We start from the raw sequence: 23,679 nt of genomic DNA, 5'->3' as shown, positions 1-23,679 counted from the left end.
AAAATAGAATGGGAGTAGGAAAGACATGACTGATCTCACAGGCGCCATCGTTGCGCTTACCGGCAGCGGTTCGGGCCTCGGGCTGGGACTGGCGCGATATTTTCGAACCCTCGGAGCGAAGCTCGCGCTGCTCGATATCTCGGCCGACAAGGTCGTCGCGCTTCAGCGGGCCTTTGGCGAAGACACCCTGGTCATGCAGGGCGACGTGCGCGACATCGATGCGCTCAAGGCCTTCCGCGATGCGACGGTGGCAAAGTTCGGCGGTGTCGACTGCCTTGTCGGGGCCCAGGGCATATTCGATGGCAACCGGCCGATCTCGGAACTGCCGTTGGAGAAGATCCCGGCAGCCTTTGACGAGGTCATGCGGATCAATGTGCTGGGCTACATCCTTTCGGCCGTCGTGTTCCGCGAGGAGCTCGCGAAGCGCAATGGCTCGATCACGCTGACGGCATCGTCCAACGCGTCCTACTGCGCGGATGGTGGAGGGCTTCTCTACACGGCCTCCAAGCATTCGGTACTCGGTGTCGTTCGCCAGCTCGCTTTCGAGTTCGCACCTGCCGTTCGTGTGAATGCCGTCTCGCCCTGCGGTATCGCCGATTCAGACCTGCGCGGCCCGGGGGCGCTCGGTTTGGAGGGCGAGAGCCAGAACGATATTCCCAAGGACAGCTTCATGGCGATGATCCGCAAGGTCACGCTGCTCGACCATCTTCCGACCGGCGCGGAATATGGACCGGCCTACGCGCTTCTGGCTGATCCGAAGCAGCGGATTCTTACTGGCGAGATCATCATGGCCGATCAGGGCCTTGCCAATCGTCCCATCATCTCTGCACGCTGAGAAAGGACGCAATCTGTGATCACGGACACCGCGCACACGCGTCCCGGCACCGGCGGAAGACTGGACGATATTCTGGCGCGCACAAGGAGCGAGCTCGAAAAGGGTCTCGTGCCGGTCAACATCTTTGCGAACGCCGACATCTTCGATGCCGAGATGGAGCGCATCTTCGCGAAGAGCTGGGTTTTCCTCGGCTTCGAGTCAGAGATACCCGAGAAGGGCGACTTCATGCAGCGCCGGATCGGGCGTGATAGCGTGATTGTGACCCGGGACGGCAAGGGCGAGATCCATGTGCTCGCCAACTTCTGCCGTCATCGCGGAACCAAACTCTGCCAGACCGACGTCGGCAACCAGAGCCACTTCCGCTGCCCTTATCACGGCTGGGTCTTCAAGAACAACGGTGAGTGGATCGGCGCGCCGGACAAGAGCAAGGCCTATAGAGGCCTTGATACCCGCGATTGGAATCTCTTCAAGGCCCCGCATGTCGAGAGCTTCCTTGGCATGATCTTCGCCTCGCTCGATGCTGATGCGCCCACGCTCATGGACTATCTGGGCGGCGCGGCCTGGTTCATGCGGGGCCTGATGGACCTGCATCCCGGCGGAATGAGCCCGATGGGGCCACCCGACCGCTACAAGGTCCGAGGCGACTGGAAGACAGGCTCGGAGAATTTCGGCGGCGATGGCTATCATGTGGGCGTGGCGCACGGCTCGGTCCAGACGATCCAGCTCGCACAGGGCTTCGACGTGCTCAACAACTACTCGACGCACTATGTCATACCAGGAGGGCACAGCTTCCTCGGGCATGACTTCGACAGCATGTTCGGGCCCGATGGCCATGTCTGGTACTACCCGCCCGACATACAGCGGCACTTCGACCTGAACCGCATCGACCCGCTGCTGCAGGATGTCGTGAAGAAGAATCCGCCGATCGTTGGCACCATCTTCCCCAATCTGTCCTTCCTGCGCTTCTTCGGTCCGCCTTCACCCGGCAAGCCTCCGGCGGTCTACACGTCCTGGCGTCAGTGGCAGCCTTCCGGGCCGGGCGAAATGGAACTGTGGTCCTGGCAGCTCAAGTGGAACTTCATGGACGAGCAACAGGCGGCCGACAGCTATGCCGCCGGCCAGTTCGGCTTCAGTTCCGCCGGTATCTTCGAGCAGGACGACACGGTGGTGTGGGAAGGCGCACCCGAAGCAGCGCGCAGCGTTTGGGCGCGCAAGGAGAAGGCGTCCTTCAACATGCAGATGGGCATGGAGGGCATGGGGCAGCAGGTCCTCGACACGTCCTGGGAAGGGCCGGGCGAAGCCTGGCGTCCAGGACCTGGCGAACCCAGCCAGCGCGCCTTCTACAGACATTGGCTCCGCCAGATGGAGGAGACGGGCGAATGAGCAATATAAATGCCGATGTCGAGTTTGCCATCCGCCAGTTCCTCGGCCGCGAGGCAATGCTTCTGGACAATGGCCGTCTCGAGGAATGGGTTGGCCTGCTGGACGAGGCCATCCTATACGAGATCCCTCTGCGGATCAGCGCCCGCAAGCGCGAGGATGAGTTCCCACGCGGTGCTTTCCGCATGCATGAAGATATGGCGATGATCCGCAAGCGCCTGGAGCGCATGGGAACGGCCGAGAACTGGGCCGAAGACCCTGCCTCACGAACGGTGCGGACAGTCGGATCAATCTTTGTCGAGGCAGATGAAGGAGACGGTGTCTTCCGGGTGCATAGCGCTCTCTCCCTCTATCGCCAGCGCGCCATCGACCGGGCCTATGAGTGGATCCCCGCACGGCGGATCGACCTTATTCGCGTCATCGACGATGGTGAATGCCGCCTGGTACGTCGCACCGTGATCCTCGCCGAGACGATCCTGCAGACGCCGAACCTGGCGGTATTTCTTTAGCTGATCCCATCCCAGCGGTGAGGCCGCCGCACGAACGTTCAGCCCAGTTCCGCGGCGGCCTCCTTCATGACGTCCCGCAGCCAGATATGACCTGGATCGTCGTCGCTGCGGACGTGCCAGATCAGTGTCTCCTGAAGATTGCCCAGATTGATGGGCGGCCGCATGACCCTGACCTTCTGGTCATCCGCCAGCTGCTGGGCGAGCTTGCTCTGCACCGTCGCGATAAGCTCTGTGCCAGGGAGCATCTGAAGCAGCCCCGCAAAGGAGGGGACGTGCAAAAGCTCCTTGATGACAATGCCTCGCCTTTCGATCTCCGCTTCCTCGACCGTCCGCACGTTGGCCCCGAAATAAGCGAGGGCATGGGGATAGGACAGATAATCGTCCTTCGTCATGACCTCACCGATTGGATGGTCCTTGGCAACGACGCAGACGAAGGTGTCGGTGAAGAGATCGGTGGTGTGGAGTTCCACGTCACGGCCCTCACGACCGAACAGGCTGCGGTCGCCATGGGTGATCACCATGTCGATGTCGCCGCCCTCCAGCCGCGAGAAGCTCGGGCCGAAGACATTCTCGACCATGAGCCGGAGCTGGGGCGCACGGGCGCTGAGGATGCGAACGACCTTCGGCAGGTACACATGCACGCAATAGTCCGACATCGCCACGCGGAACGTCCGCTCGGACGTGGCTGGCTCGAAGACCGCCTTGGTCTCCAGCGCCGCGTTGATGTGCAGCAGAGCGTTCCGGACCGGCTCGATAAGCGCGCGCGCCTTGGGCGTCAGCTCCATCTCCCGTCCGACCCGCAGCAACAGCGGGTCGTCGAAATGCTGACGCAGCCTCTGCAGTGAGCCACTGAGTGCGGGCTGGGTGACGCAGAGACGGTCGGCCGCCCGCGTCACGCTGCGTTCAGACAGGAGCGTGTCGAGCGCAAGGAGGAGATTGAAGTCGAACCGATTGAGATTTGCCATCAGGTGCAGCCTTCATCCTCTCCCCCAGGTCGCGCGCGCCGGGCATATTCTCCGCTCTAGATGCCAGCTCTTCTCGCCAATTGCCCATCTTTTGGACTTATGGCGGCCATAGCGCGAAGCGATTTCCGACAATGCTTCTGCTTCAGTAAGCCGTGGCAGGCAATCAAGAACCAGGACGGGGACCGAATATGGCGATGATCGACCTTGCGGGCAGGACGGCGATCGTGACCGGGGCCGGTGGCGGTCTCGGCCGCGCTCACGCGCTGGCTCTGGCCGCGCATGGCGCCCGGGTCGTGGTGAACGATGTGGGTGGCGGCGCGAGCGCGGTCGCCGAGCAGATCGTCTCCCAGGGTGGTGCTGCCGTCGGCGACGATACCGACATTACCGACTTCGCAGCGGTGCGGGCGCTGGTCGACGAAGCGGAGCAGCAATGGGGTGGCGTCGATATTCTCGTCAACAACGCCGGCATCCTGCGGGACCGAAGCTTCGCGAAGATGGAGCTGAACGATTTCCGCGCCGTGATCGAGGTCCATCTCATGGGTTCGGTTCATTGCGCCAAGGCCGTGTGGGACGGTATGCGCGAGCGACGCCACGGCCGCATCGTCTTCACCACGTCCTCGTCGGGATTGTTCGGGAATTTTGGGCAGGCAAACTATGCAGCTGCCAAGATGGCGCTGGTAGGCTTGATGCAGACCCTGCGTATCGAGGGCGAGAAGTACGGCATCCGCGTCAACTGCCTTTCGCCGTCGGCGGCCACGCGCATGACCGATGGCCTCTACAGCGAGCGTGAACTCTCGAAGCTCGATCCGCGGCTGGTGGCACCAGCGGTCGTCGCGCTGTCCGCGCATGATGCGCCCAACGGCACCATCCTCTGCGCGGGGGCTGGCAGCTTCGAAAGCGCGCAGATATTGCTGACAGAAGGCATCGTACCCGATGAAGATGATGTCGCGGGCGGAATATTGAGCCGCTGGGTGGAAATCGATGATCGCCTCCGTGCCTTTCGGCCTGCACATGGACCTGATCAGTTTGGCCATGAGATAGCGCGCGCTGGGAGCCGTCTCGAACCGCTGGCAGGGTGAATGCCCGCCGTCTTGAGCGGTCGATGCCATTGCCTGGGTAAGCAGACCCCATCCATCACCATCTGGCGAACGTTTCTCATGATCAGTATAACGGTCAAAACCCGCGACGGCGCGCTGCGCACTCTCGATGCGCCTGAAGGTCTGAGCCTCATGGAGGCCATCCGCGCCGGCGGGATCGACGAACTGCTGGCCTTATGCGGTGGTTGCTGCTCCTGTGCGACATGCCACATCTACGTGGAAGAGGCGCCTGAGGCGCTTAAATCGCCGCAAGGGGATGATGAAAACGACCTTCTAGAGAGTTTGGATTTCCGGAAGGCGAACTCTCGCCTTTCCTGCCAGTTGACGCTTTCGCCGGAATTGCAGGACCTCGTAGTCCGCATTGCGCCGGAGGACTGACACATGGTGCAGGCTGCAGATGTCGTCATAGTGGGAGGCGGCCATAGCGGTGCCCAAGCCGCGATCGCCCTACGGCAGCATGGTTTTACAGGGTCGATCCTGATGATTGGCCGCGAGCCGGAACTCCCCTACGAGCGCCCCCCCGCTGTCGAAGGACTATCTGTCGGGCGACAAGCCGTTCGAACGGCTGTTGATCTGGTCGGCGACCTTCTGGCCAGAGCGCAACATTGACTTGCAGCTTGGCAAGGAGGTCGTGCAGGTCGATGCTCAAGCAAAGCGGATCACGTTGAGCGATGGCTCGACGATCGCATACAGAACGTTGATCTGGTCTGCGGGAGGCGATGCAAAGCGACTTTCCTGCGATGGAAGCGAACTTGCCGGCGTTCATGCCGTAAGGACACGCGCGGACGTGGATCAACTCATCGGGGAGTTGAAGGGCGGTGCACGTCGGGTGGCGATCGTCGGCGGTGGATATATCGGACTGGAGGCCGCCGCCGTCCTCACGAAGCTCAGCTGCGATGTCACGCTCATCGAGGCGCTACCGCGGGTCCTCGCCCGCGTGGCCGGTGAGGACCTGTCGGCCTTCTATCAGGAGGAGCACCGCGCTCACGGGGTTGATCTTCGCACCGACGCCAGGATTAACCATCTGGTCGGATCCGAAGGGCGCGCGAACGGTGTCAGCATGACCGACGGCATGGTCTTGGCCACGGACCTCGTGATCGTCGGGATCGGGATCGCGCCCAATGTCGGCCCGCTGATCGATGCTGGCGCGGATGGAACGCGGCAACTCGGCGTCCAGGTCGATGCGCAATGCCGGACCTCGCTCGCGGCCGTCTTTGCCATCGGTGACTGCGCCGCCCATGCCTGTGCTTTTGCCGACGGAAACGTGATCCGTATCGAGAGCGTTCAGAATGCCAACGACATGGCGTCGCTGGTCGCAAGAACCATCTGTGGTCAAGAGGGCGTCTACGCTGCCACCCCGTGGTTCTGGTCGAATCAGTATGATCTCAAGCTGCAGACGATCGGTCTTTCGCCGGGTCACGACCAGGCTGTACTACGTGGCAATCCTTCCGAACGAACCTTCTCTGTCGTCTACCTCAAAGCTGGCAGGGTCATTGCGTTAGATTGGGTGACGTGACCCCTTGGTTTCCACCAGCAGCAATTAGAGCCCGGCGGCTTTGTTGCGCATGAGCGCGGGTTGAGCAATGGCCTGCGCAGCGGAGCCCGTAGGGCGTAGCGAAGCAGGCCATTGCTTATGCAGTTCAGCGGCGAAGGCCGCTGGGGTCTCGTATCCAAGGGCTGAGTGCGGGCGCTCCTGGTTGTAGTCCTCCGCCCATGCGGCGATCACCACACGGGCATGGTCTAGGCTGAGGAACAGCGTCTCGTTTAGCAGTTCGTCCCTCATGCGGCCGTTGAAGCTCTCGACGTAGCCATTCTGCATCGGCTTGCCGGGGGCGATGTAATGCCACTCCACGCCGATCTCCGCGCACCAGGCCAGGACCGCGTTCGACGTCAGCTCGGTGCCGTTATCGCTGACGATCATGCCTGGCTTGCCGCGCTCGGCGATAAGATCGGTTAGCTCGCGCACGACCCTGCGCCCCGAGATCGAGGTGTCCGGTACCGCGCGCAGGCACTCGCGGGTCACGTCATCGACGATGTTGAGCACCCGGAACCGGCGTCCCGACGCCATCTGATCGTGCACGAAGTCAAGGCTCCAGCGCTGGTTGGGCAACGCCAGCACGGGCGCTGGCGCCCGCGCGCCGATGGCACGGCGGCGGTTGCGTCTTCGTCGGACCGCCAGGTTCTCCTCGCGGTAGAGCCGCTGGGTCTTCTTGCGGTTGATCACCACGCCCTCCCGCCGCAGCAGGATGTGCAGCCGGCGATAGCCGAAACGGCGGCGCTGCTGCGCCAGCTCGCGCAGCTTCGACCGAAGGTCGGAATCATCATCCCGCTGCGACCGGTAACGCATGCTCTTCCGGTCAGCGCCGATGACACGGCACGCCCGCCGCTCGCTCATCCCCAGGACCGCCTGGAGACGAGCGACCGCCTCTCGCTTGGCAGCGGGCGTCACCAATTTTTTGCGAGAAGGTCCTTCAGGCCAGCATTGTCGAGCATCGCCTCGGCCAGGAGCCGCTTGAGCTTGGCGTTCTCGTCCTCGAGCGCCCGCAGCCGCTTCGCCTCGGAAACCTCCAGGCCGCCATACCTGGCCTTCCAGTTATAGATCGTCGCTTCAGACACACCGTGCCGCCTCGCCAGATCGCCGGTCTTGGCGCCAGCCTCGGCCTCCTTCAGCACCGCAATGATCTGCTCTTCCGTGAACCTTGTACGCTTCATCGTCCGTCCTTCTATCAGGCCGGACTCTAATCACACTTGGAGGAAAATCAGGGGGTCACGTCAGGAAGCCGCGCTCAGTTTGACAGGCTATCAGTCGCTGGTGGTGGACTCCTCGACGCCCTTCAGCGAAAGCGCGCATCTGATTGTGTATGGAGTAATCTGTTCGGGTGTTGCTGCAGGAACGAATCGCCTTCCGTTCTTCAGCCTTGTGACCTTCCGGCAGGCCGCCAATGAACTGAGGGCGCTTGGCTACAAGTGCGCGTTCGCATGGATCGCCAAGCCAGCATCAACAACGACCAAGGCTAAGCGGAAGCCCAAAGCGTCACCCCCAATTGCGGCAGCAGCGTGACGAAATTCGTCTAGCAGATATCGATCACCGATCAGGATCATGATTTCGTCGCGGTAGCCGCTCCCCCGCCGCTGCGATCGCATCAGATATCGGCCCCAGTTGTGCGGGACCCGCATGGCTCGCCGCGTCGGCAACTTGTTGCAGTCGTTCGGGCGAAAGGCGCAATAATACACGAAGCAAATTGCGGAAGGAGTCTTGTCGATTTTTCATCGTTGGCGGCCTCTCGCCAGCCATGATGATAAATTCGCGGACATCAGCAATGCTTGGAAGAAAGTCTTTATCGTCAAAACGTTTTGCAAGGACTGCAAGTGGGCGCTTGCGTTCATTTTCTAAGTCGAGGCTCTCTACGAGATTGATTGCGGTTGGCCGGGCATTTCGCTCAGATTGCGATTTGGCAGCTCCGTAGCTACGTTGACCGTCGCGTTCTGATTGTAAAACTAGTTTCTCAAGAGCCGCACGAACATCATCAGGCCCCCACTCGTCGAGAAGGGGCCTCAAAAGATTACTGAGAAGTGTTTTACGGCTTTTCATGCTAATCTCATTGTATCGATATTGGCCCTACAGCCCAACGGATGAAAAAAATTCGTTTGCAAAGCGGCTGAACAGTTCTGCGTTTCCGGGGTAGCTATTATCACCGCGCATCATTTTGGGGTATCCGCGAGAATGAAGCATCTGGCGCTGATAAATCGGCCAGCCGTTTTTTGCAGATTCAGTCCTGATCTCGTCCATTGCGCGGGCTTTCTCTGGTCCGCCATCATTTCCGCCGTGATAAAAAGCGTTATTGATCACGACGCCTGCAACTGAAATGTTGTGCCCGCGATTCTGATTGCGGAAGTTGCTAAGCGACTGTTGGAGCAACGGGAAACCGATAGTCGCAAAGAACTCGGGTTTGACGGGGACTAAGACGTTGCTGCTCGCATGGTATGCAGCCGTCGTCAGCACCGACTCCGTGGGAGCGCAGTCAATAATTATCAGGTCTTTGTGATGATAGTTCGCACTCAAGAACCTCGCTAGTGATCGAGGGTCAGGGCGCACGGCTCCCAACAGATTGTCGGAAAAATCAAAGCGAGAGGGTATCAGCTCGAGTGAGCGGCTGCCATTGCTCCCGATGACTTCGAACTGCGTGGCTGCGCTAAGAGGCGTCGGCACCGCACTTGACGAGCTGGGTGGCAGATAGCCGTTAAACACCTCGACGATGGACGGGCGTTGCTGAGACAAGAACGCGGCATATCCGCGATGCATAAGGCCTTGGCTTAAATTGGCTTGGGGATCGATGTCGATCGCCAACACGTCTAGGCTGCGGTTGCTATAGCCATGTCGTGCGAGCAAGGCCGAGATAGTGGACTTTCCTACCCCGCCTTTGAGGTTGATCACGCAAACCGTTACCGGCCCATTTGGTCTCGCCACTTCCATTCCCCCATCGAAGCCCATTGGATAGCTAAACTGGGCCGGAGCGGAAAGGGATCATTCCACTTACGAGGCTTTGGGGGAGCGATGAAATCTCTGATGCCCCATTGGTGTCCCGCCGGAAGGCGTGGCCCGCGAATCACATCTAAGTCATTGAAAAATGGTGGACGCACTAGGGCTCGAACCTAGGACCCGCTGATTAAGAGTCGTGAATCAAGGTCCAGCGGTAACGTCTCAAAGTGTCCAGAATTGTCCTCTAGGTTCCAGCAAATCGACGGCATAACAAGTTATGACGGGTTGACTAGTCAGCGGGTCCCGTCCAGATTCATCCCATCGAAGACAACGCCGAACAGCCCGTTCTAGGTTCCAAACGGAACCTATGCGGGACCTACGGCCAAGACAGCGAGGGACGGCCAGCCATGGCAACTGCACTGACGAAAACCGCGATCGAAGCTCTGATCGCCCGCGCCCGTGGCCAGAAAGGCCCGCAGCTTGAATTGATCGATGATCGGGAGCCGGGCCTACGTATCCGTGCCGGCGAACGCTCCGTATCGTGGTCCCTGTCGGTGCGATTGAAGAACGGCCAGCGAACGCGGATCACGCTCGGGGCATGGCCGGGCATGGGGATCGCCGACGCGCGCAAGGCTGCGCAGGACGCACGGCGGAAGATCGACGAGGGCGGCGATCCCAACGCCGAAAAGCGCGAGGCGGCACGACGGGCAGAGCAAGCGGCAAAGAGCCGCCGCACCCTGGCCGACGTGCTCGATCAATACGAGCGGGAGAAGCTGGCGAACCTCCGGCGCGGGGACGCGGTGCGGCGTGCGCTGGACGGGAAGAAGGGGCTGCTGCGCGAACTCGTGCGACAGGAGCCCGCTTCGATCACGAAGGCCGATATCGCCGACGCCGTGAAGAAGCACGCGAAGACGTCGCCAATCGCGGCGAACCGCGCGCTGGCTTATGCACGCGCCTTCTTCAACTGGTGCCTTCACGAAGACATTGTTTCGGCCAATCCGGCCGGCACCCTGAAGAAGCCTGCCAAAGAAAATAGCCGCAGTCGCCACCATACGATCGACGAGCTTGCGGAGATTTGGGAGGCGGCCGGGACGCTCGGCTATCCGTTCGGCCCCATGTATCGGCTGCTCATGGTGCTGCCGATGCGGCGCGAAGAGATCGCGGGCCTGCCAGTGGCCGAACTGGACCTTGGCGCGGAGCCCGCCGTCTGGACGCTTCCGGCCGAGCGAACGAAGAACGGGCAGGCGCTCCGCGTGCCGCTGTCGCCATTGGCTCGCTCGATCATCGCGGAGGCGCTGGCCGACGAGGCACGGCCGACCGAAGGCGTCGACGACAAGGGGGGCACGAAGCCGAACCCCTACCTCTTCAGCACGACCGGCTTTAGCCCTGTAAGCGGCTTCGCGAAGGGCAAGCGGCGGCTGGACGCCGCTATCGCCGAAGCTCGCGCCAAAGCCGCAGAGGCCAGCGGTGGCGAGCCGGAGCCGATGCCTGATTGGGTAATCCACGATCTGCGCACGAGCTTCGTCACTATGGCTTGTCGGACCCTGAAGGTTCCGGCCAACGTGGCGGATCGTTGCCTTAATCACGTCGCCACCGCGACCACGAGCAAGATCGCCCGCATTTACAATCAGGATGATCTATTCGACGAGCGCCGCGCCGCAATGGACGCTTGGGCCAATTTCATCGAAACGACCGTGCTTGGCGACAAGCCCGAAAACGTCGTGCCGTTTGCGCGGGCAGAGGTGGCATGAGCGGCAAACGTGGCCGCCCCTCAAACGAAGCTCACGCCACCGTGATGCTTATTGCGGAGGGCCTAATGACGAGCGGTGGCCTCACCCCGCATGAAGCGGTTCGGCGGGCGATAGACGCAGCCGTCGACATGCAGTTGGACGCCGGGCAGTTGGTTCGGCGATCATCACAGCGGCATTCCGACGCCACGCTCACCGAAGGCACTGACGCAGACGCGCCGCCGCCCTGGCCGGTTGGTTCGCTTGACGCGCGGGACACGGTTGTTGAGCAAATCGCGACGAAGTTGCGCAAACGGATCGCGGCAAAGCGATAATTTTCACTGTCGCTGCCAAGATTGAACGACCGCAAAGTCCATCCGTGTCCAATGCTAACACGGAGGTCCAATAATGGCTCAACAGCACATTTCGATCGAGCCCGGCGCGCTTAGCGTTGCGGCATTCTGCCAATGGGCGGGCGTCAGCCGCGCATGGACATACGAAAAGCTCCGCGACGGCAGCATTCGCAGCGTCAAGCGCGGGGGCCGTCGCCTGATCCCGCTGGAGGCGGCGCGCGAATGGCTCGCAGGCGAACGAGAAGCGGCTTGATCCCAAAAGAAAAAGCCGGCCCGCCACCACGCGGAACCGGCTTTGATACGCACCCCGACAAAAGGAAACGCCCATGCTTCTTAGCAGAATCGAGAGTCGCGGGCAATTTCGCGATTGGTATGCGCACGGCGACCCTGTGCCCGGCGTCCATCTCTCCCGCTTCCCGATCGCCGACCACGACGACGCGGCGCGGCTCGGCACGTTCACCCGGCCAGCCTGCCACGACGAGGCCGCCGGCGCGCCGTTGCGGCCGCTGGAGCACCCCGTCGTCGTCGTGGCTCCCACGGCCTGCCCGAAGACGGTGAAGCGCTACCTGGCCGCGTCACGGCCGAAAGACGCTCCGTGGCCAAAGGAGCCCGCCGAAGACTTCCACCGCGCGCTCGACCGCAAGCTCGCGCAGCGCTGGAGACGGGCATGAACGGCCGGGGCGCTATTGCGCTGGCCTTCGACGTCCGCGTGACGTTCCGCCGGCTCCGGCCACACGAACGCCGCACCGTGGTGCCCGGCCGCCGCGTCGTCGTCGCGATTGCGCACACGCCGCACGGCCCGGAGGAACAGCCCTGGCTCGTGCCGGCGCGGGACGCGAAGCGCGCCTTCAATCCACGTCGCCGCGATCTGTCGCGAGCGCTGGAGGCGGGTAACACGCCGCCCGGCTGGCTCCGCCTCTGATCCGAATATCCTGATCCCTCGCGCCGCAGGGCGCGCCCGGTGCCCGCAAGGATAACGCCGGTGGCTGCAAGAGACACAACAATGGCCACCTCTGTTATCGACGTTCTCCGCTCCAAAGCCGAACCCGCCGACATGCGCGAAGCCGCGCTCGCGTGGGCGGCCAGGGGCTTCAAGGTTTTCCCGATCGCGGCCGGCACGAAGAAGCCGCTCGTCGCCGACTTCCCCGCCGTGGCCACGGGCAATCCCGACGAGGTGCGCGCCCTTTGGACCGACCCCGTTCTGGACGGGTGGGCGCTGCCCCATAACGTCGGCGTGCTGACGGGCGGCGATCTGCTCGTGCTGGACGTCGACACGAAGCGGGGCAAGCCGGGGCTGGCCTCTCTTGCCGCTTTGGAGCTTGGCGAACCGACGCTCACCGTGCGTACGCCTTCGGGCGGACAGCACCTCTATTTCCGCACCGAGCGGGAGGTGGCCAATTCGGCCGATCATCCCGGCCCCGGCTTGGACGTGCGCGGCCACCACGGCTACGTGCTCGCGCCCGGCTCCGCGACTGACGTCGGCCGCTATGAGATCGAGCGCGACGCCGCCGTGGCCGCTGCTCCGCCGCACCTGCTTGCCCAACTGGCCGCTCCGCGCGAGCGGGCCGACACGGCCGCACCGGCCACCGATCTGGACATGCCGGAGGCGATCGAGCGGGCGCGGGAGTTCCTGCGGACGCGCGAGCCGGCCGTCGAAGGCCAGGGCGGCGACGACTGGACCTATCGAACGGCCGCGATCGTGAAGGACATGGGCCTTTCGGCCGTCATGGCGCTGGACGTCATGTCTGATTGGAACGAGCGGTGCGCGCCGCCGTGGAGCGTCGACGAACTGGAGGCCAAGGTGGAGAACGCCTTCGCCTATGGCCTGTCAGCCGCAGGATCGCAGTCCGTCGCCCTGGCCTTCGCGGGTATCGGCGAAATACCTCCGCCGCGCTACATCCAGCCGCAGCGCGCGCCGCTGCAATGGTCCGACGATCCGGGCGGCGATCAGCCTATCCGGTGGCTGCTGAAGGGCATTCTGCCCCGCAACGGCGTCGGGATCATCTATGGCGCGCCGAAGAGCGGGAAGAGCTTCGTCGCCTTCGATCTGTCGGCCCGGCTGGCCGCCGGCCTGCCATGGTTTAACGTGCGCACGCCGAAGGAACCGATCGGGGCGCTGCTCTTGCTCGGGGAAGGGGCCGGGACGGTGCGCACGCGCCTCCAAGCCTTCAGGCTGGCGGCCGGCACGGACTTTCCGCCCCTCGCGTGGGCCTCGGTGGCGAACCTCTCCACGGCCGCCGGGCTGGCCGCAGCGCGGGAGATCATCGCGGACGCGGTGGCCGGCATGGCGTCGCGGGGCCTGCGGCTCGGCATGATCGTCGTCGACACGCTCGCCAGCGCTCTAGGGCTCGAAGACGAGAACAGCGCCCCGGAGGTGACGGCGGCCCTGAAGGCGCTGGAGGCCCTTGCGGCGGAGTTCGACGTCGCGGTGCTCGGCATTCACCACGCCGGCAAGAACGGCCAGGATCGAGGCTCCAGCGCCTTTCGCGCCGCGTGCGACGTGATGCTCGCCGTGGAGCGCAGCGAGCCCGTCGCGGGGCAGGCGAACAATCACCGGCAAATCTCCGTCGTGCTCAACCGCAACGGCGAAGGGGACTGGAGCGCGAACTTCACGCTCGATCGCGTCGTGCTGGGCGTCGACGAAGACGGCGACGAGATCACGTCGTGCACGGTTCGGCCAGCGGGTGCTTCCCCTGCGGAGCTAGACCGGCGCGAGATCGTCATGGCGCAATTCGACCCGTGCACGATCCATATCGAGGGCCACCGGCTTCCCGGCGATCGGTGGGGGCTGACGCGCACCATGCTGTCGCGCCGCTGCAAAGAGGTGTGGGACGTGAAGGACGAGGCGGCGAAGTCGGCCGTCAAGCGGGCGGTAGCAGAATTGCTACGTTCCGGCCGGTTGGAGGAAATCACCGTCACGGGCGACAAGTATCTCGTGGCGATCGACCAGCGGATAGGAGGCGACATTGCAGCGGCCAGCCTCTTTTGACGGGTCACGCTTCGGGTCACGCCGGGTCATCGCCGCTTCGCGGTCGTCGCAATCCACCGGAAAACCGCAGATTTCCGTGCTTTTTGGCCGGGTCACATTCCGGGTCACGCCGGGTCAAATGCCCGATCGGCCCTCCAAGCCTGCCCCCTTTGCGCCGCCCTTGGGCGCAAGGGGCGGGTCACCGGGTCATATACTAGGGGGTGCAGATTTGACCCGCTGCAAAGCACTGAAAAACGGTGGTTATTTTGAGGGTCTGAAATGCAGTGACCCGGCATTTGACCCGAAGGCCGAAGAGGGGAAGCACCCATGAAACTGAATGCCGATTACGTGGTCTATCTGGACGCCGAACAGGCGAAGGTGACGGTGGAAGGACAACTGAAATGAGCGCGATTCCCGATCCGCGATCGAGCTTCGAGGCCGCAGATAGCAAAAATGCCAGAGGTGAAGAGGCGACTAGCAGAAATGCTACAGAGGGACGCGATCCCGTTACGGGTGTTTTTCTGACGGGCAACAAAAGGTCCCGTGGAAGGCCCAAAGGCTCGCGTGCGAGGTTGAGCGAAAAGTTCTTCGCCGCTCTGCACGACGACTTCATGGAGAACGGCGTCGCGGCAATCGCCCGCGTCCGCTTTCACGATCCGAGCACCTATATCAGCGTCATTGCCAAGCTCATGCCGCAGAAGCTGGAGATCACGACGCCCACGGACGGGCTCTCCGACGAGCGGCTGGCCGAAATGCTCGAATTTGCGGAACGCATGGCGGGGCTTCATGCGGAACAGGCCAAGGTGATCGACGTCACCCCTACCGCGCTCCCGGCTCCGGCCGTCACGATCGAGACACTGGCCACGCCGCCGTCGCGCAGTCCCGGCCGTGACGCCGCCGCAGCGGCCAAGCGTGCCGATCTGGAGGATCAGGCGGCCGCAGCACGTCATGGCGAGCCGGCGCGTCCCTCTGCGGCCGTCGTCGACGAGATCAACCCGGAGGACCTATTCTAATGACCGAAGAGCAATTGCTGATCGCCCTGGCCGCCGACAATCCCCGCCTCCGCAAGCTCGTGGCAGAGTATGGCGAAGAGGGGCGCGCGGCGATCGACCGCCTCTTGCGCGACGAGCCCGTGGAAGCCGTGACGCTATTGGCCGCCATGGTGGAGGCCATGCGCAGTGGACCCGCTGATACTTGATCGAGGTGCGCGGCGTGCAAACCGTAGGCAATCTGAGGCATTGCCCCGTTGTCGCACGCTTCCGTCGCGCATAGGTCCCATATAGGTTCCGCAGCGGTCATACTTGCCCGCTCCAGCCTAGCCGGTGGCCGCCCTGGCCGCCCCGCTCTCGTCGCATTCGGCCGCCCACGAAAATCGCCCTCCGCGCATTCGCCCAAAGGGGTGGGGTGGGGGGCCGGATCGCGGCGGGTCCCATTGGGGGATAAAATACCGCATCCACTATTGCGGCCACGTAGCCGGAGCGGCGGCCCGTCCGAAGCGGCATAACGGGTTAAGCCATAGCAAATGTGCCAGCACATTCGCGCCGATTTTCACTGTCGCTGCCGTCTTCATTTCGAGGTCAAACGACGTCGAACCGACACGGAGACGTCACCATGGCGAACACGATCGCGATAACTGTCCGAATGCCCCCTGACTTGCACGACGCCCTGTCGCGGGCGGCGGCCGACGAGCTTTTGAGCGGCGCGGCGTTTCTTCGTCGCCTCGCCCAAACGGAGCTTCGGCGGAAGGGCTATGTCGCTCCGCGCGTGGCGGAGCCCGTCAATGGCTGACGCGGCCGAAGAGCTTCGCCGGCTTTACCTCCAGCGGGAGCAAGTCTGCCTAGCTGGCCGGGTGGCCGACGAAGCCGTGGTGCGCGGCGACGCCAGCGCCCGGATCGAGGCGGAACGCCTCTTCGCGGAGCTTCACCGAATTGACCTTGCCATCAACCGACTGGAGGCCGGAAATGACACAAAGCACTAACCCCGCCGATCTTGAAGCGATCATCGCCGACGAGACGGCGGCGATCGAGGCGTGCCGTGCGCGGCGCGGCGAAGCCCTGGCCGCCGGCCGGATCGACGAGGCCGACGATTGGTCGCGGGAGATCGCGCAGCGGCGCGCGCGGATCGAAGGGCTTGAAGACGCTTTGCGCACCGAACGCGAAGCGCAGGCCGACGCCGCCACGGCCGAAGAGGTGAAGCAGGCGCAGAAGGACCGCGCTCGGCTCCAGAACCTTGCCCGCAAGGTCCGCAAGCTGGCCGCTGCGGAAGACGAGGCCCTTTCGGCTGTCGTGGCGGCGCGCCGCGCTCTGCTCGAAGGGATCGCGGAGCTATGGCTTGCGGCGGACGGCCCGACGCAGAGCCGGGAGCTTGGCGACCTTCCGACCACGAAGAACAATCTGCCCCTGATCGCGCTCGAACGTCTCGCGCACGGCGACGTCATGGCCAGCCGCTCGCCCATGCTCGATCGCTCGGCTCCGGCCCCAAGCGTGCGCGAGCATCTCGACAAGGTGCTCGATTTGATCGCGCCCGGTCCCGGCCGCCCGCCGAAGGCCGGTGGCGAAGACGCGCAGCGGGAGGCGGCATAATGTCCGACTTCGCCTCTCCAGCCATCCCGGCTCCGGCCGCAGCGCCCGCCGCTCCCGCGACGGATATCGGCGCGCTCGTGCAACAGGCCAGCAATCCCGATCTGACGCCGCAGGCTCGCGCCAAGCTCGTCGACGAGATCGAGCGCTATCACCAGAACGGCGCGGCGGCCGCTCCGGGTGGCCAGGGGGCCAGCGCCGAAGTGCCCGAAGGCTTTGAGCCTCCGTCGTCCCCGCTGGCCTACACGCTCGAAAACGCGCTCCCGCCGGGTGCCGATATCGTCGATCAGGCCGGGCTTGGCGCGCTGAAGAGCGGCCTTCACGCCATGGGCGTGCCGGCGGAGATCGCGGCCGCTGGCTTCGCGGAGATCGCGCACCTCCACGCGCAAGGCACCTTCGCAAGCGAAGCGGCCTACGATCAGCAGGTGCACCTTTGCCGCAACGCCATGCACAAGGTGCACGGGGAGAACGCGCCCGCCATGATCCGCGATGGCCTGGCCGCCGTCGACGCTGCGGTGCGCGCCGGCCACCTTACCGAATCTGCCGCTGAAGCGATCATCGCCAGCCCCATGGCGCTGTCCAAGGCCGCAGAGTTCCGCCGCTTCGGCGCGAAGTCCCGAAAGTAGCAGAAAGGAAACAGAGAATGGCCAAGCAATACGATTATGTGCGCGGCAACGATAAGGTTGCCGTCGTAAAATCCACCGTAGGGGCGATTGGAGGCGGCATTGGCGCTCGGGTCATCATCGACGACACGGTGGTTTCGTCGAAGGATCAAGCGGCGATCGGGCTCGAAATCGCCATGCAGAAGATCATGGAAGACACGTGGCCGCCGGCATGACGATTGGCGTCACCCTCTATAGCTGGAACGGCCGTCCCGCGTTGGAAAGCCGGGACGGCCGGGTCCGCTACATCGCGTCGCCCGGCACCGGCTGGATAGGCGCGACCGACGAGACGGCCGCCTCCGTCGCCACCCTTCGGGCTCAAGCAATCACGATCGGCCGCGACGAGTTCGATGCGCGGTTCGGCGGAGCCCCGTGGAACGTGCCCGATCTGGACGGCTGGTTTCAGCGTCGCGATCCGGCCCGCCCCTTCGACAGCTACGCCAAAGCCCGCGCGTGGGCGAATAGATAGGACCCCTCCATGCCTCTCCGTCCCGAAGCCTCCGTCCTGCCTTCGCTCTTGTCGCCGCTTGGCGCTATCGCGTTGCCGGAGGATCAGCCTGATCCGCAGGGCGGCGACACGCCGGGGTGGCTGGCCGCGATCAAGTCGGCGTTTCGCACCGAAAACCTGATCGGCTCCGCGCTTGTGTCGGAGACGAACGGCGTCAGCAACGCCGTGGAGGCGGGCTATAATCCGTGGGCGGAGATCGTGGGGACGCCTTATGAGGATCATTGGAAGAGCTTCGTCGCGAGCAACAATCCGCGCTACACTGAAGCGCTGAAGCGGAAAATCGACCGCGAAGAAGACGACCGCCGCACGCTGGCCGCAGCGGGCACGCCCGGCGTCCTGGCCAATATCGCCGCGTCGGTGCTTGATCCCACGATCCTGATCCCGATCGGCGGCGAAGTCGCCACCGTGGGCAAGGGCGGATATGCCGTTGCCCGCTCCGCCGTGCGCGTCGGCGTTGCCGGGGGCGCGTCGACGGCCCTTCAGGAAGCCGGGCTCCAAGCCACGCAGGAAACGCGCACCGCAGAGGAAAGCGCGCTCAATATCGGCGCGTCCGTCGTGCTTGGCGGCTTGCTCGGGGGCGGAGCGAACCTGCTCTCCCGCGCCGAGTACGACACGGCTTCGGCGGCGCTGCACAATATCGTGACCACGCGGCCGGGCAGTGTTGGTGCTGCGGCCGTGGAGCGCGCCAGCGTGGCCGATCTGACGGTGGCCGGAGCTGCGACGGAGCGGCTGGCCGGGGCGACACGGGCGATCAGTCCGAACCTTCGAGCGAACTTCCGCGCCAGCCCGGCCGCGCGGCAATTCAGCCAGGAACTTGCCGAAAACACGCTCTATCAGGCCATGCACGACGAGGGCCGCACGCTCGGGGCGGCCGTGGAGACGCTGGCGCGGTCGACCTATAACGGCCGCATGGCCGACGCGGTGGGCGCGCACAACGCGATCTATGCCGAAATGAAGAAGGCCGGCGTCACCATGTCCCGGCAACAGTTTGAAGAAGCGATCGGCGACGCCATGCGCAACGGCGACGTCGGTGCAAATGACTTCGTGAGCCGCGCCGCGAAGTCGTGGCGCGAGCGGGTCTTCGAGCCCTTCAAGAACGAAGCGATCGACATGGGGCTTTTGCCCGAAGACGTCGGCGTCGACACGGCGGCCAGCTACTTCAGCCGCGTGTGGAACCCGGAAGCGCTCAATGCGCGGGAGCCGGAGTTCAAGGATATCGTCTCCCGCTACTACGGCCAGCGGATCGCGGAGGATTACGCCGGCAGCGCAGAGGTCCTGAAGGGCCGCCTGGCCGCGCTCGATCAGGAATTGGCCGATCTGCGGCTTTCGCCCGAAGAGCGCACCGGTCTGCTCCAGAATATCGACGAGGCAGCGGCGCGGCTGGACGAGGCCAACCCGGAACAGATTGACCGTGTGATACGGATCAGCGCTCTTCGCCGACAGGCGCGGGAAGCCGAAAAGGCGGGCAACCGGAGCGCAGCGGCCGATGCACGCGCAGAGATCGCCCGGCTGGCCGACGAGGGCGGCGACGGGCTTCGCTCCTATCTGAAGCAGCGCGGCGCGCTCCGTGGCCGTCGCCAGCGCGTCGATTTGAACTATGCCGGGCTTGCCGATCGCGCCGACACGGCGTTGAACGCCCTGGCCGATATCGAAGAGGCCAACGCCCGGAGCCTGAACCGGCTGATCCAGCGCGGCCGCGTCTTCGAGCGCGAAGCGCAGCGGCTCGATCCCGGCAAGCTCGCGGCGAAGCTCTCCGATCTGCGCACGGCGTTCTATGACGTCGCCACGCGCGCCGACAAGGCGGCCGACCGGGCGGCCAAGGCGATCGAGCGGCTTGGGCCGGACGCCGACGCGGTGAAGGCCCGGCTGGAGAAGGAAGCGACCGCGCAGCGCGTGCGGGCCGATCGGCTCAATAGCTTGTCGCGCCGGCTGGAGGCGGCCGAAGCGCTCGATTCCGACGCCGCCATGGCCGAACTGCGCGACGCCATGGACGCAGCGGCGCGGGAAGTTTCGGACACCACGCTTGCGCGCGGGGAGCGGGCGCAACGGCTGCTCGATCGGCTGAAGCGGCTCGATCCGAAGCGTGTCGACGCGCGGGTGCAGGCAATCGCCGATCTGCGCGCCAAGCTGACACGGGACTTCTATGATCGGTGGGAGATCAAGCACGGCGGCCAGGGCGTCGACCTCGCCAGCGCGGCCGCTCCCGACTTCAGCACGGCGGCCCGCGACATTGCGGACACCGTATTCGACAAGCTCACCGGCCGATCGGTCGACGGCGGCTCTGCATTGCCGGAGTATCTGACGCCGATCACGCGGGGGCCGATGAAGGATCGCACCTTCAATATCCCCGACGCGCTCGTGAAGCAGTTTCTCGACAGCAACGTCCTGGCGGTTGCGGAGCGCTACGGCCGCACCATGGCAGCGGAGACGGAACTGACGCGGCGCTTCGGCCGCGCCGACATGCGCGAGCAAATCGACCTGATCCGGCGCGACTATGCCGAACTGCGCAAGGCGGCCGGCTCCGACGAAGCCAAGCTGAAGGCCCTGGCCGCCGACGAGAAGGGTGCGATCGACGATCTGGCCGCCATGCGCGATCTGATCCGGGGCACCTACAAGGCCGCAGAGAACGGGAGCGACTTCGGCCGGATCGTGCGGGGCCTTACCGCCTTCAACTATATCCGCAGCATGGGCCGCGTCGTGATTTCCAACCTCTCCGACTTGTATCGGGGAGCGACCGCGCAGGGCGTCGGCCGGTTCATGTCGCAGGGCGTGCCGGCGCTGCTATCGAATCTCGAAGGCGTGAAGCTCTCCGTCAAAGAGGCGCAGCTTGCCGGGCAGGTGACGGAGCGCGTGCTTCAGAGCCGCCTCGCCACACTCGGGGAGATCGGCGATCCCTATCGCGCCGGGACGGCCGTGGAGCGGCTGCTTCAGAACGGGACCCGCGTGGCGTCGACGTGGAACGGCATGTCGCTCTTCACCGACATGTCGAAGGCCATTGCGTCCATCATGTCGCAGAACCGCATTCTGGAGGCGGCCGCCGGCCAGGCGAGCGATGCCCGGTTCCTCGCCTATCTCGGGATCGACGGCGACATGGCCGGGCGGATCGGGAAAGAGTTCGCCGCGCATGGCGAGACGATCGACGGCGTGCGCGTGGCCAATACGGGGCAATGGGCCGACGCCGAAGCGGTGCGCGCCTATCGGGCCGCCGTGTCGAAAGAGGTGGATAGCGTCGTGGTGACGCGCAGCGTCGGCGACGTGCCGCTCTTCGCGAATACGCCGCTCGGCAAGGCGCTGCTCCAGTTCCGCACCTACAACCTCGCCAGCCATCAGCGCGTGCTCTTGCGCGGGATGCAGGAAGGCCGGGCGCACTTCACGAGCATGATGGTGGGCATGACGTCTGTCGGACTGCTCTCCGCCTGGCTGCGCGCCTATGCGTCCGGTGGCGAGCGCTTCGAGCGGTTCCGGCAGGCGGCCGAAAATCCCGGCTACGTGCTCGGGGAGGCGCTGGACGCCTCCGGCTTCTTCGCCTTGCCGATCGAGGCGGCCGCCACGGTCGACACCATGACGGGGATTAATCCCGTGAAGGACCCGCTAATGGCCGCTTTTCCCGACGCGCCGCAGGGCGGGAAGGGCATTCGGCGCATTGGCGTCGACCCGGTGGGCAAGCTGCTAGGCCCCACGGCCGGGCTCGTCTCCGACGTGTCGAAGGCCGCCGGGGCTCCGATCGGCGCGGCCACTGGCGACGGGATCACGGACAGCCAAGCCGAAGCCGTGAAGCGGCTCGTGCCGTTCCAATCCTATGTCGGAATGCGGCAGGTGCTCGATCTGCTCACGGCCGACGAGTGACTTCAGGAAATCAGCTTCTCGTATCCGGGCTGATCGAGCGTGCAGTCCACGAGTTCGAGGAAGCTCTTTTTCGGGATGCCAAGCTGCTTCGCCATCTGCCCCAATAGGTTGTCGCCGATGGTCTTGTGCGACGACCCATGGCTCATTCGGGTGCGCTTGCCCGTGCGCTGACCGGCGAGGTTGTGATAGATGTATTGGTGATGGTGCGTCTCGTCCTTCACGAAACCCTTGCGGGTTAGTGCCCTGTCGATATCGCTTCGCTCACGCGTCATTCTTCGATCACCCTGAAGCGCGAAAGCAGCGCCTTCTTCAGCAGCAAGGCATCCGGCGCGAGTTCAGAGGCAGGAGCCATGGCGTAATTGCGCCAAACCACGTCAAGCTCTTCGAGCACCACGTCGCGCAAGGCTTCGTATTGGTCGCTATAGGCATCGATACCGAGGGCGGGATCGCTGAAGATGAAGAGACGCGATTCGTAGTCGAATGTCGCCGGGATAGAGAGCGGCCGATTTGAGCCGACCCTCTGGCCCCCGGAGGTAAACTCCACAATCGGGTCAAGGCGGCTCTCAACTTCACCGATCGAGGTCAACTCGGTAAATGAGGTGATGTCGCCGGCATTGTTGAGCTTCGGCCGACCGTGCAGCCGCAACCGCTCGCGCTTGTTGTGTTCGAGCATCGGCTCAAGCTGGAGCGGATAGTCCATCCGAACTGCGCGGCTCGTGCTCGGCTTTATGACGAGCAGCGTTTGCGTGAAGTTGATGGACTGAACCTTTCCGACGATTTCCTCTTCGTCTGCTTCGGGCACTGGTCCCGCCCTGAAGCGTTCGATCGCATCCCGTGCGCGATCGGCGCTGAACGCGAACCGCCCCATTTTGCCGTCCCGTAGGGTAACGCGAAGGCCACTGCTCGGATCGGGTATAAGGCCCTTCGCCGCGTCCGCTAGAAACCAACGCTCCCGAGCGTCGGGCAGCGCCGCGACGATCTTTTCGTCGTCGCCGCTGTCGAACGCCTTCAACGCGGAAAGCAACTTACCCCTGGCCACGGCAGTCGCCGGGGTGTGCGCCCCGGCTTGTGAGGCAATGTCTATGGGTTGGAGGTGGCTGCCGAACTGCGGTGCACGGCATATGACGGCATATTCCCGCTTCACCTTCGCCGTTGGCTTCAGCCGCTGGCCCAACCCGCGCCCTTCAGCCCGCATCCCGATGATATGGACCATTCGTTGAAGAGCGTTGAGCGAAGAGATCACGGCTTCAGCCGGCGCGCCCCTCAACTTCTTGATGGGCTCACCGTCGAACTTTAGCTGAATATCGTTGCTCTGCTCGTCCATGTCCCGCCCGGCGATCGGTGGTCGCTGATCGCACAATTAGTTTTGCAGGTTGTTAATCAGGAAAAGAGACTTCGCCAACACAAACCATTCGTCGCGCGGCGCAGCGCGTCACGATCCTGCTCCCGCCAAAAATATTTTCGGACGGTAATGGACGCGGCTGGACGGTGTGGCGGGTGCGGAACCTATATGGAACCTATGGGTCACTTCAGGTTCCAACCCCTTGCGCGAGGTCGTACTAAGCTATTGATTTTAGGGGAAGAAATGGTGGACGCACTAGGGCTCGAACCTAGGACCCGCTGATTAAGAGTCAGCTGCTCTACCAACTGAGCTATGCGTCCACACTGCCGCTGGAGTGTCCCGTCGGGACAATCTCCGTGGGTGAGGCGCGCCGTTAGCATGGCTCCGGAGATTCGCAAACAGTAAATTGCCCTTGCACGATTTTTTCC

At 63.9% G+C, this 23,679-nt stretch carries 27 protein-coding genes, 1 tRNA gene and 1 pseudogene; 22 read left to right on the top strand and 7 right to left on the bottom strand.

Annotated elements, in window-relative coordinates; all coding sequences use genetic code 11:
* Positions 1 to 25 precede the first annotated feature (25 nt).
* The 3 genes from M529_RS45325 to M529_RS45315 are packed head-to-tail and all read left to right on the top strand — an operon-like array spanning position 26 to position 2,724.
* Complete coding sequence (locus tag M529_RS45325) at positions 26 to 835, top strand: SDR family oxidoreductase (protein WP_021319873.1); 810 nt, start codon at positions 26 to 28, stop codon at positions 833 to 835.
* Between the two features lie 15 nt (positions 836 to 850).
* A complete protein-coding gene (locus M529_RS45320; RefSeq protein WP_021319872.1) occupies positions 851 to 2,218 on the top strand; it encodes an aromatic ring-hydroxylating oxygenase subunit alpha in 1,368 nt (455 codons plus the stop codon).
* Positions 2,215 to 2,724 (top strand): aromatic-ring-hydroxylating dioxygenase subunit beta, encoded by a 510-nt coding sequence (locus tag M529_RS45315; RefSeq protein ID WP_021319871.1) that lies wholly within the window; start codon positions 2,215 to 2,217, stop codon positions 2,722 to 2,724. The genes M529_RS45320 and M529_RS45315 overlap by 4 nt, the downstream gene beginning before the upstream one ends.
* 38 nt (positions 2,725 to 2,762) lie before the next feature.
* Here M529_RS45315 and M529_RS45310 read toward each other — a convergent pair whose 3' ends face one another.
* A complete protein-coding gene (locus M529_RS45310; protein WP_021319870.1) occupies positions 2,763 to 3,689 on the bottom strand; it encodes a LysR family transcriptional regulator in 927 nt (308 codons plus the stop codon).
* Positions 3,690 to 3,883: 194 nt separating this feature from the next.
* Here M529_RS45310 and M529_RS45305 point away from each other — a divergent pair, with 194 nt between their 5' ends.
* The 3 genes and pseudogenes from M529_RS45305 to M529_RS45300 all read left to right on the top strand — a co-directional run.
* Positions 3,884 to 4,768, top strand: coding sequence for an SDR family NAD(P)-dependent oxidoreductase (locus M529_RS45305; protein WP_040601277.1), 885 nt, complete (start codon positions 3,884 to 3,886; stop codon positions 4,766 to 4,768).
* 78 nt (positions 4,769 to 4,846) lie between these two features.
* Positions 4,847 to 5,164 carry a 2Fe-2S iron-sulfur cluster-binding protein gene (locus tag M529_RS0125185; protein WP_031295618.1) on the top strand — a complete coding sequence of 106 codons (318 nt, stop codon included), beginning with the start codon at positions 4,847 to 4,849 and terminating at the stop codon, positions 5,162 to 5,164.
* A 3-nt stretch (positions 5,165 to 5,167) separates the two neighbouring features.
* A pseudogene (locus tag M529_RS45300) lies at positions 5,168 to 6,296 on the top strand (NAD(P)/FAD-dependent oxidoreductase); the annotation flags it as partial.
* Positions 6,297 to 6,326: 30 nt separating this feature from the next.
* On the opposite strand, the gene M529_RS45295 reads toward M529_RS45300, so the two are convergent.
* A protein-coding gene (locus M529_RS45295; RefSeq protein ID WP_152522521.1) for an IS3 family transposase occupies positions 6,327 to 7,498 on the bottom strand; the annotation gives its coding sequence in 2 pieces (ribosomal slippage) (positions 6,327 to 7,246 and positions 7,246 to 7,498; 1,173 coding nt in all).
* 79 nt (positions 7,499 to 7,577) lie between these two features.
* Between M529_RS45295 and M529_RS49495 the strand changes: the two genes are divergently transcribed.
* Entirely contained in the window at positions 7,578 to 7,847 is a 270-nt protein-coding gene (locus tag M529_RS49495) for a DUF6119 family protein (protein WP_152522671.1), read from the top strand.
* 24 nt (positions 7,848 to 7,871) lie between these two features.
* Here the strand turns inward: M529_RS49495 and M529_RS49490 are convergent, their stop codons facing one another.
* Both M529_RS49490 and M529_RS45280 read right to left on the bottom strand, forming a co-directional pair.
* Positions 7,872 to 8,378 (bottom strand): hypothetical protein, encoded by a 507-nt coding sequence (locus M529_RS49490; RefSeq protein ID WP_152522670.1) that lies wholly within the window; start codon positions 8,376 to 8,378, stop codon positions 7,872 to 7,874.
* A 27-nt stretch (positions 8,379 to 8,405) separates the two neighbouring features.
* The gene (locus M529_RS45280) at positions 8,406 to 9,221 is read right to left on the bottom strand and encodes a ParA family protein (protein ID WP_201766363.1); all 816 of its coding nucleotides are present in this window, start codon (positions 9,219 to 9,221) and stop codon (positions 8,406 to 8,408) included.
* Between the two features lie 452 nt (positions 9,222 to 9,673).
* On the opposite strand from M529_RS45280, the gene M529_RS0125180 reads away from it, so the two are divergent.
* The 15 genes from M529_RS0125180 (at position 9,674) to M529_RS45220 (ending at position 21,909) form a co-directional block, all read left to right on the top strand.
* Positions 9,674 to 11,017: a tyrosine-type recombinase/integrase gene (locus tag M529_RS0125180; protein ID WP_021319863.1), complete on the top strand. Its 1,344-nt coding sequence runs from the start codon at positions 9,674 to 9,676 to the stop codon at positions 11,015 to 11,017.
* A complete protein-coding gene (locus tag M529_RS45275) occupies positions 11,014 to 11,328 on the top strand; it encodes a hypothetical protein (protein WP_152522669.1) in 315 nt (104 codons plus the stop codon). The genes M529_RS0125180 and M529_RS45275 overlap by 4 nt, the downstream gene beginning before the upstream one ends.
* A 73-nt stretch (positions 11,329 to 11,401) precedes the next feature.
* A complete protein-coding gene (locus M529_RS45270) occupies positions 11,402 to 11,599 on the top strand; it encodes a helix-turn-helix domain-containing protein (protein ID WP_021319861.1) in 198 nt (65 codons plus the stop codon).
* Between the two features lie 73 nt (positions 11,600 to 11,672).
* On the top strand, positions 11,673 to 12,017 hold the full coding sequence (locus M529_RS45265; RefSeq protein WP_021319860.1) for a hypothetical protein: 345 nt from the start codon (positions 11,673 to 11,675) through the stop codon (positions 12,015 to 12,017).
* Positions 12,014 to 12,268: a hypothetical protein gene (locus tag M529_RS45260; protein ID WP_021319859.1), complete on the top strand. Its 255-nt coding sequence runs from the start codon at positions 12,014 to 12,016 to the stop codon at positions 12,266 to 12,268. The genes M529_RS45265 and M529_RS45260 overlap by 4 nt, the downstream gene beginning before the upstream one ends.
* 81 nt (positions 12,269 to 12,349) lie before the next feature.
* Complete coding sequence (locus M529_RS45255; RefSeq protein ID WP_021319858.1) at positions 12,350 to 14,335, top strand: AAA family ATPase; 1,986 nt, start codon at positions 12,350 to 12,352, stop codon at positions 14,333 to 14,335.
* 551 nt (positions 14,336 to 14,886) lie between these two features.
* Positions 14,887 to 15,327: a hypothetical protein gene (locus M529_RS47900; protein ID WP_021319857.1), complete on the top strand. Its 441-nt coding sequence runs from the start codon at positions 14,887 to 14,889 to the stop codon at positions 15,325 to 15,327.
* Positions 15,327 to 15,512, top strand: coding sequence for a hypothetical protein (locus M529_RS45250; RefSeq protein ID WP_021319856.1), 186 nt, complete (start codon positions 15,327 to 15,329; stop codon positions 15,510 to 15,512). Before M529_RS47900 ends, M529_RS45250 begins: the two co-directional genes overlap by 1 nt.
* A 413-nt stretch (positions 15,513 to 15,925) precedes the next feature.
* On the top strand, positions 15,926 to 16,102 hold the full coding sequence (locus M529_RS50035) for a hypothetical protein (protein ID WP_021319855.1): 177 nt from the start codon (positions 15,926 to 15,928) through the stop codon (positions 16,100 to 16,102).
* Positions 16,095 to 16,292, top strand: a complete 198-nt coding sequence (locus M529_RS45245) for a hypothetical protein (protein ID WP_021319854.1) — start codon at positions 16,095 to 16,097, stop codon at positions 16,290 to 16,292. The genes M529_RS50035 and M529_RS45245 overlap by 8 nt, the downstream gene beginning before the upstream one ends.
* Positions 16,276 to 16,896 (top strand): hypothetical protein, encoded by a 621-nt coding sequence (locus tag M529_RS45240; RefSeq protein ID WP_021319853.1) that lies wholly within the window; start codon positions 16,276 to 16,278, stop codon positions 16,894 to 16,896. The genes M529_RS45245 and M529_RS45240 overlap by 17 nt, the downstream gene beginning before the upstream one ends.
* Positions 16,896 to 17,519, top strand: coding sequence for a hypothetical protein (locus M529_RS45235; protein WP_021319852.1), 624 nt, complete (start codon positions 16,896 to 16,898; stop codon positions 17,517 to 17,519). Before M529_RS45240 ends, M529_RS45235 begins: the two co-directional genes overlap by 1 nt.
* 17 nt (positions 17,520 to 17,536) lie before the next feature.
* Complete coding sequence (locus M529_RS45230) at positions 17,537 to 17,731, top strand: hypothetical protein (RefSeq protein ID WP_021319851.1); 195 nt, start codon at positions 17,537 to 17,539, stop codon at positions 17,729 to 17,731.
* Entirely contained in the window at positions 17,728 to 18,024 is a 297-nt protein-coding gene (locus M529_RS45225; RefSeq protein WP_152522668.1) for a hypothetical protein, read from the top strand. Before M529_RS45230 ends, M529_RS45225 begins: the two co-directional genes overlap by 4 nt.
* Positions 18,025 to 18,033: 9 nt before the next feature.
* Complete coding sequence (locus tag M529_RS45220) at positions 18,034 to 21,909, top strand: hypothetical protein (RefSeq protein ID WP_021319849.1); 3,876 nt, start codon at positions 18,034 to 18,036, stop codon at positions 21,907 to 21,909.
* Between the two features lie 2 nt (positions 21,910 to 21,911).
* Here the strand turns inward: M529_RS45220 and M529_RS45215 are convergent, their stop codons facing one another.
* The 3 genes from M529_RS45215 to M529_RS45205 all read right to left on the bottom strand — a co-directional run bounded on the left by M529_RS45215 (position 21,912) and on the right by M529_RS45205 (position 23,571).
* Positions 21,912 to 22,181: a hypothetical protein gene (locus M529_RS45215; RefSeq protein WP_021319848.1), complete on the bottom strand. Its 270-nt coding sequence runs from the start codon at positions 22,179 to 22,181 to the stop codon at positions 21,912 to 21,914.
* A complete protein-coding gene (locus M529_RS45210) occupies positions 22,178 to 23,233 on the bottom strand; it encodes a hypothetical protein (RefSeq protein WP_021319847.1) in 1,056 nt (351 codons plus the stop codon). Before M529_RS45210 ends, M529_RS45215 begins: the two co-directional genes overlap by 4 nt.
* Positions 23,234 to 23,495: 262 nt before the next feature.
* Positions 23,496 to 23,571: transfer RNA gene (locus tag M529_RS45205), tRNA-Lys, on the bottom strand.
* Positions 23,572 to 23,679 lie beyond the last annotated feature (108 nt).

This window comes from Sphingobium ummariense RL-3 (genome assembly GCF_000447205.1).
GTDB lineage: Bacteria > Pseudomonadota > Alphaproteobacteria > Sphingomonadales > Sphingomonadaceae > Sphingobium > Sphingobium ummariense.
This window is presented reverse-complemented; position numbering and strand designations above follow the sequence as displayed.

Coding starts and splice junctions, on each gene's coding strand:
- M529_RS45315 (WP_021319871.1), top strand. CDS start 2,215: ATGAGCAATATAAATGCCGATGTCGAGTTTGCCATCCGCCAGTTCCTC.
- M529_RS45255 (WP_021319858.1), top strand. CDS start 12,350: ATGGCCACCTCTGTTATCGACGTTCTCCGCTCCAAAGCCGAACCCGCC.
- M529_RS45215 (WP_021319848.1), bottom strand. CDS start 22,181: ATGACGCGTGAGCGAAGCGATATCGACAGGGCACTAACCCGCAAGGGT.
- M529_RS45325 (WP_021319873.1), top strand. CDS start 26: ATGACTGATCTCACAGGCGCCATCGTTGCGCTTACCGGCAGCGGTTCG.
- M529_RS45250 (WP_021319856.1), top strand. CDS start 15,327: ATGACCGAAGAGCAATTGCTGATCGCCCTGGCCGCCGACAATCCCCGC.
- M529_RS45235 (WP_021319852.1), top strand. CDS start 16,896: ATGTCCGACTTCGCCTCTCCAGCCATCCCGGCTCCGGCCGCAGCGCCC.
- M529_RS45220 (WP_021319849.1), top strand. CDS start 18,034: ATGCCTCTCCGTCCCGAAGCCTCCGTCCTGCCTTCGCTCTTGTCGCCG.
- M529_RS0125185 (WP_031295618.1), top strand. CDS start 4,847: ATGATCAGTATAACGGTCAAAACCCGCGACGGCGCGCTGCGCACTCTC.
- M529_RS45270 (WP_021319861.1), top strand. CDS start 11,402: ATGGCTCAACAGCACATTTCGATCGAGCCCGGCGCGCTTAGCGTTGCG.
- M529_RS45305 (WP_040601277.1), top strand. CDS start 3,884: ATGATCGACCTTGCGGGCAGGACGGCGATCGTGACCGGGGCCGGTGGC.
- M529_RS45245 (WP_021319854.1), top strand. CDS start 16,095: ATGGCTGACGCGGCCGAAGAGCTTCGCCGGCTTTACCTCCAGCGGGAG.
- M529_RS45310 (WP_021319870.1), bottom strand. CDS start 3,689: ATGGCAAATCTCAATCGGTTCGACTTCAATCTCCTCCTTGCGCTCGAC.
- M529_RS49490 (WP_152522670.1), bottom strand. CDS start 8,378: ATGAAAAGCCGTAAAACACTTCTCAGTAATCTTTTGAGGCCCCTTCTC.
- M529_RS45210 (WP_021319847.1), bottom strand. CDS start 23,233: ATGGACGAGCAGAGCAACGATATTCAGCTAAAGTTCGACGGTGAGCCC.
- M529_RS0125180 (WP_021319863.1), top strand. CDS start 9,674: ATGGCAACTGCACTGACGAAAACCGCGATCGAAGCTCTGATCGCCCGC.
- M529_RS50035 (WP_021319855.1), top strand. CDS start 15,926: ATGGCGAACACGATCGCGATAACTGTCCGAATGCCCCCTGACTTGCAC.
- M529_RS45275 (WP_152522669.1), top strand. CDS start 11,014: ATGAGCGGCAAACGTGGCCGCCCCTCAAACGAAGCTCACGCCACCGTG.
- M529_RS45240 (WP_021319853.1), top strand. CDS start 16,276: ATGACACAAAGCACTAACCCCGCCGATCTTGAAGCGATCATCGCCGAC.
- M529_RS45260 (WP_021319859.1), top strand. CDS start 12,014: ATGAACGGCCGGGGCGCTATTGCGCTGGCCTTCGACGTCCGCGTGACG.
- M529_RS45225 (WP_152522668.1), top strand. CDS start 17,728: ATGACGATTGGCGTCACCCTCTATAGCTGGAACGGCCGTCCCGCGTTG.
- M529_RS45265 (WP_021319860.1), top strand. CDS start 11,673: ATGCTTCTTAGCAGAATCGAGAGTCGCGGGCAATTTCGCGATTGGTAT.
- M529_RS45230 (WP_021319851.1), top strand. CDS start 17,537: ATGGCCAAGCAATACGATTATGTGCGCGGCAACGATAAGGTTGCCGTC.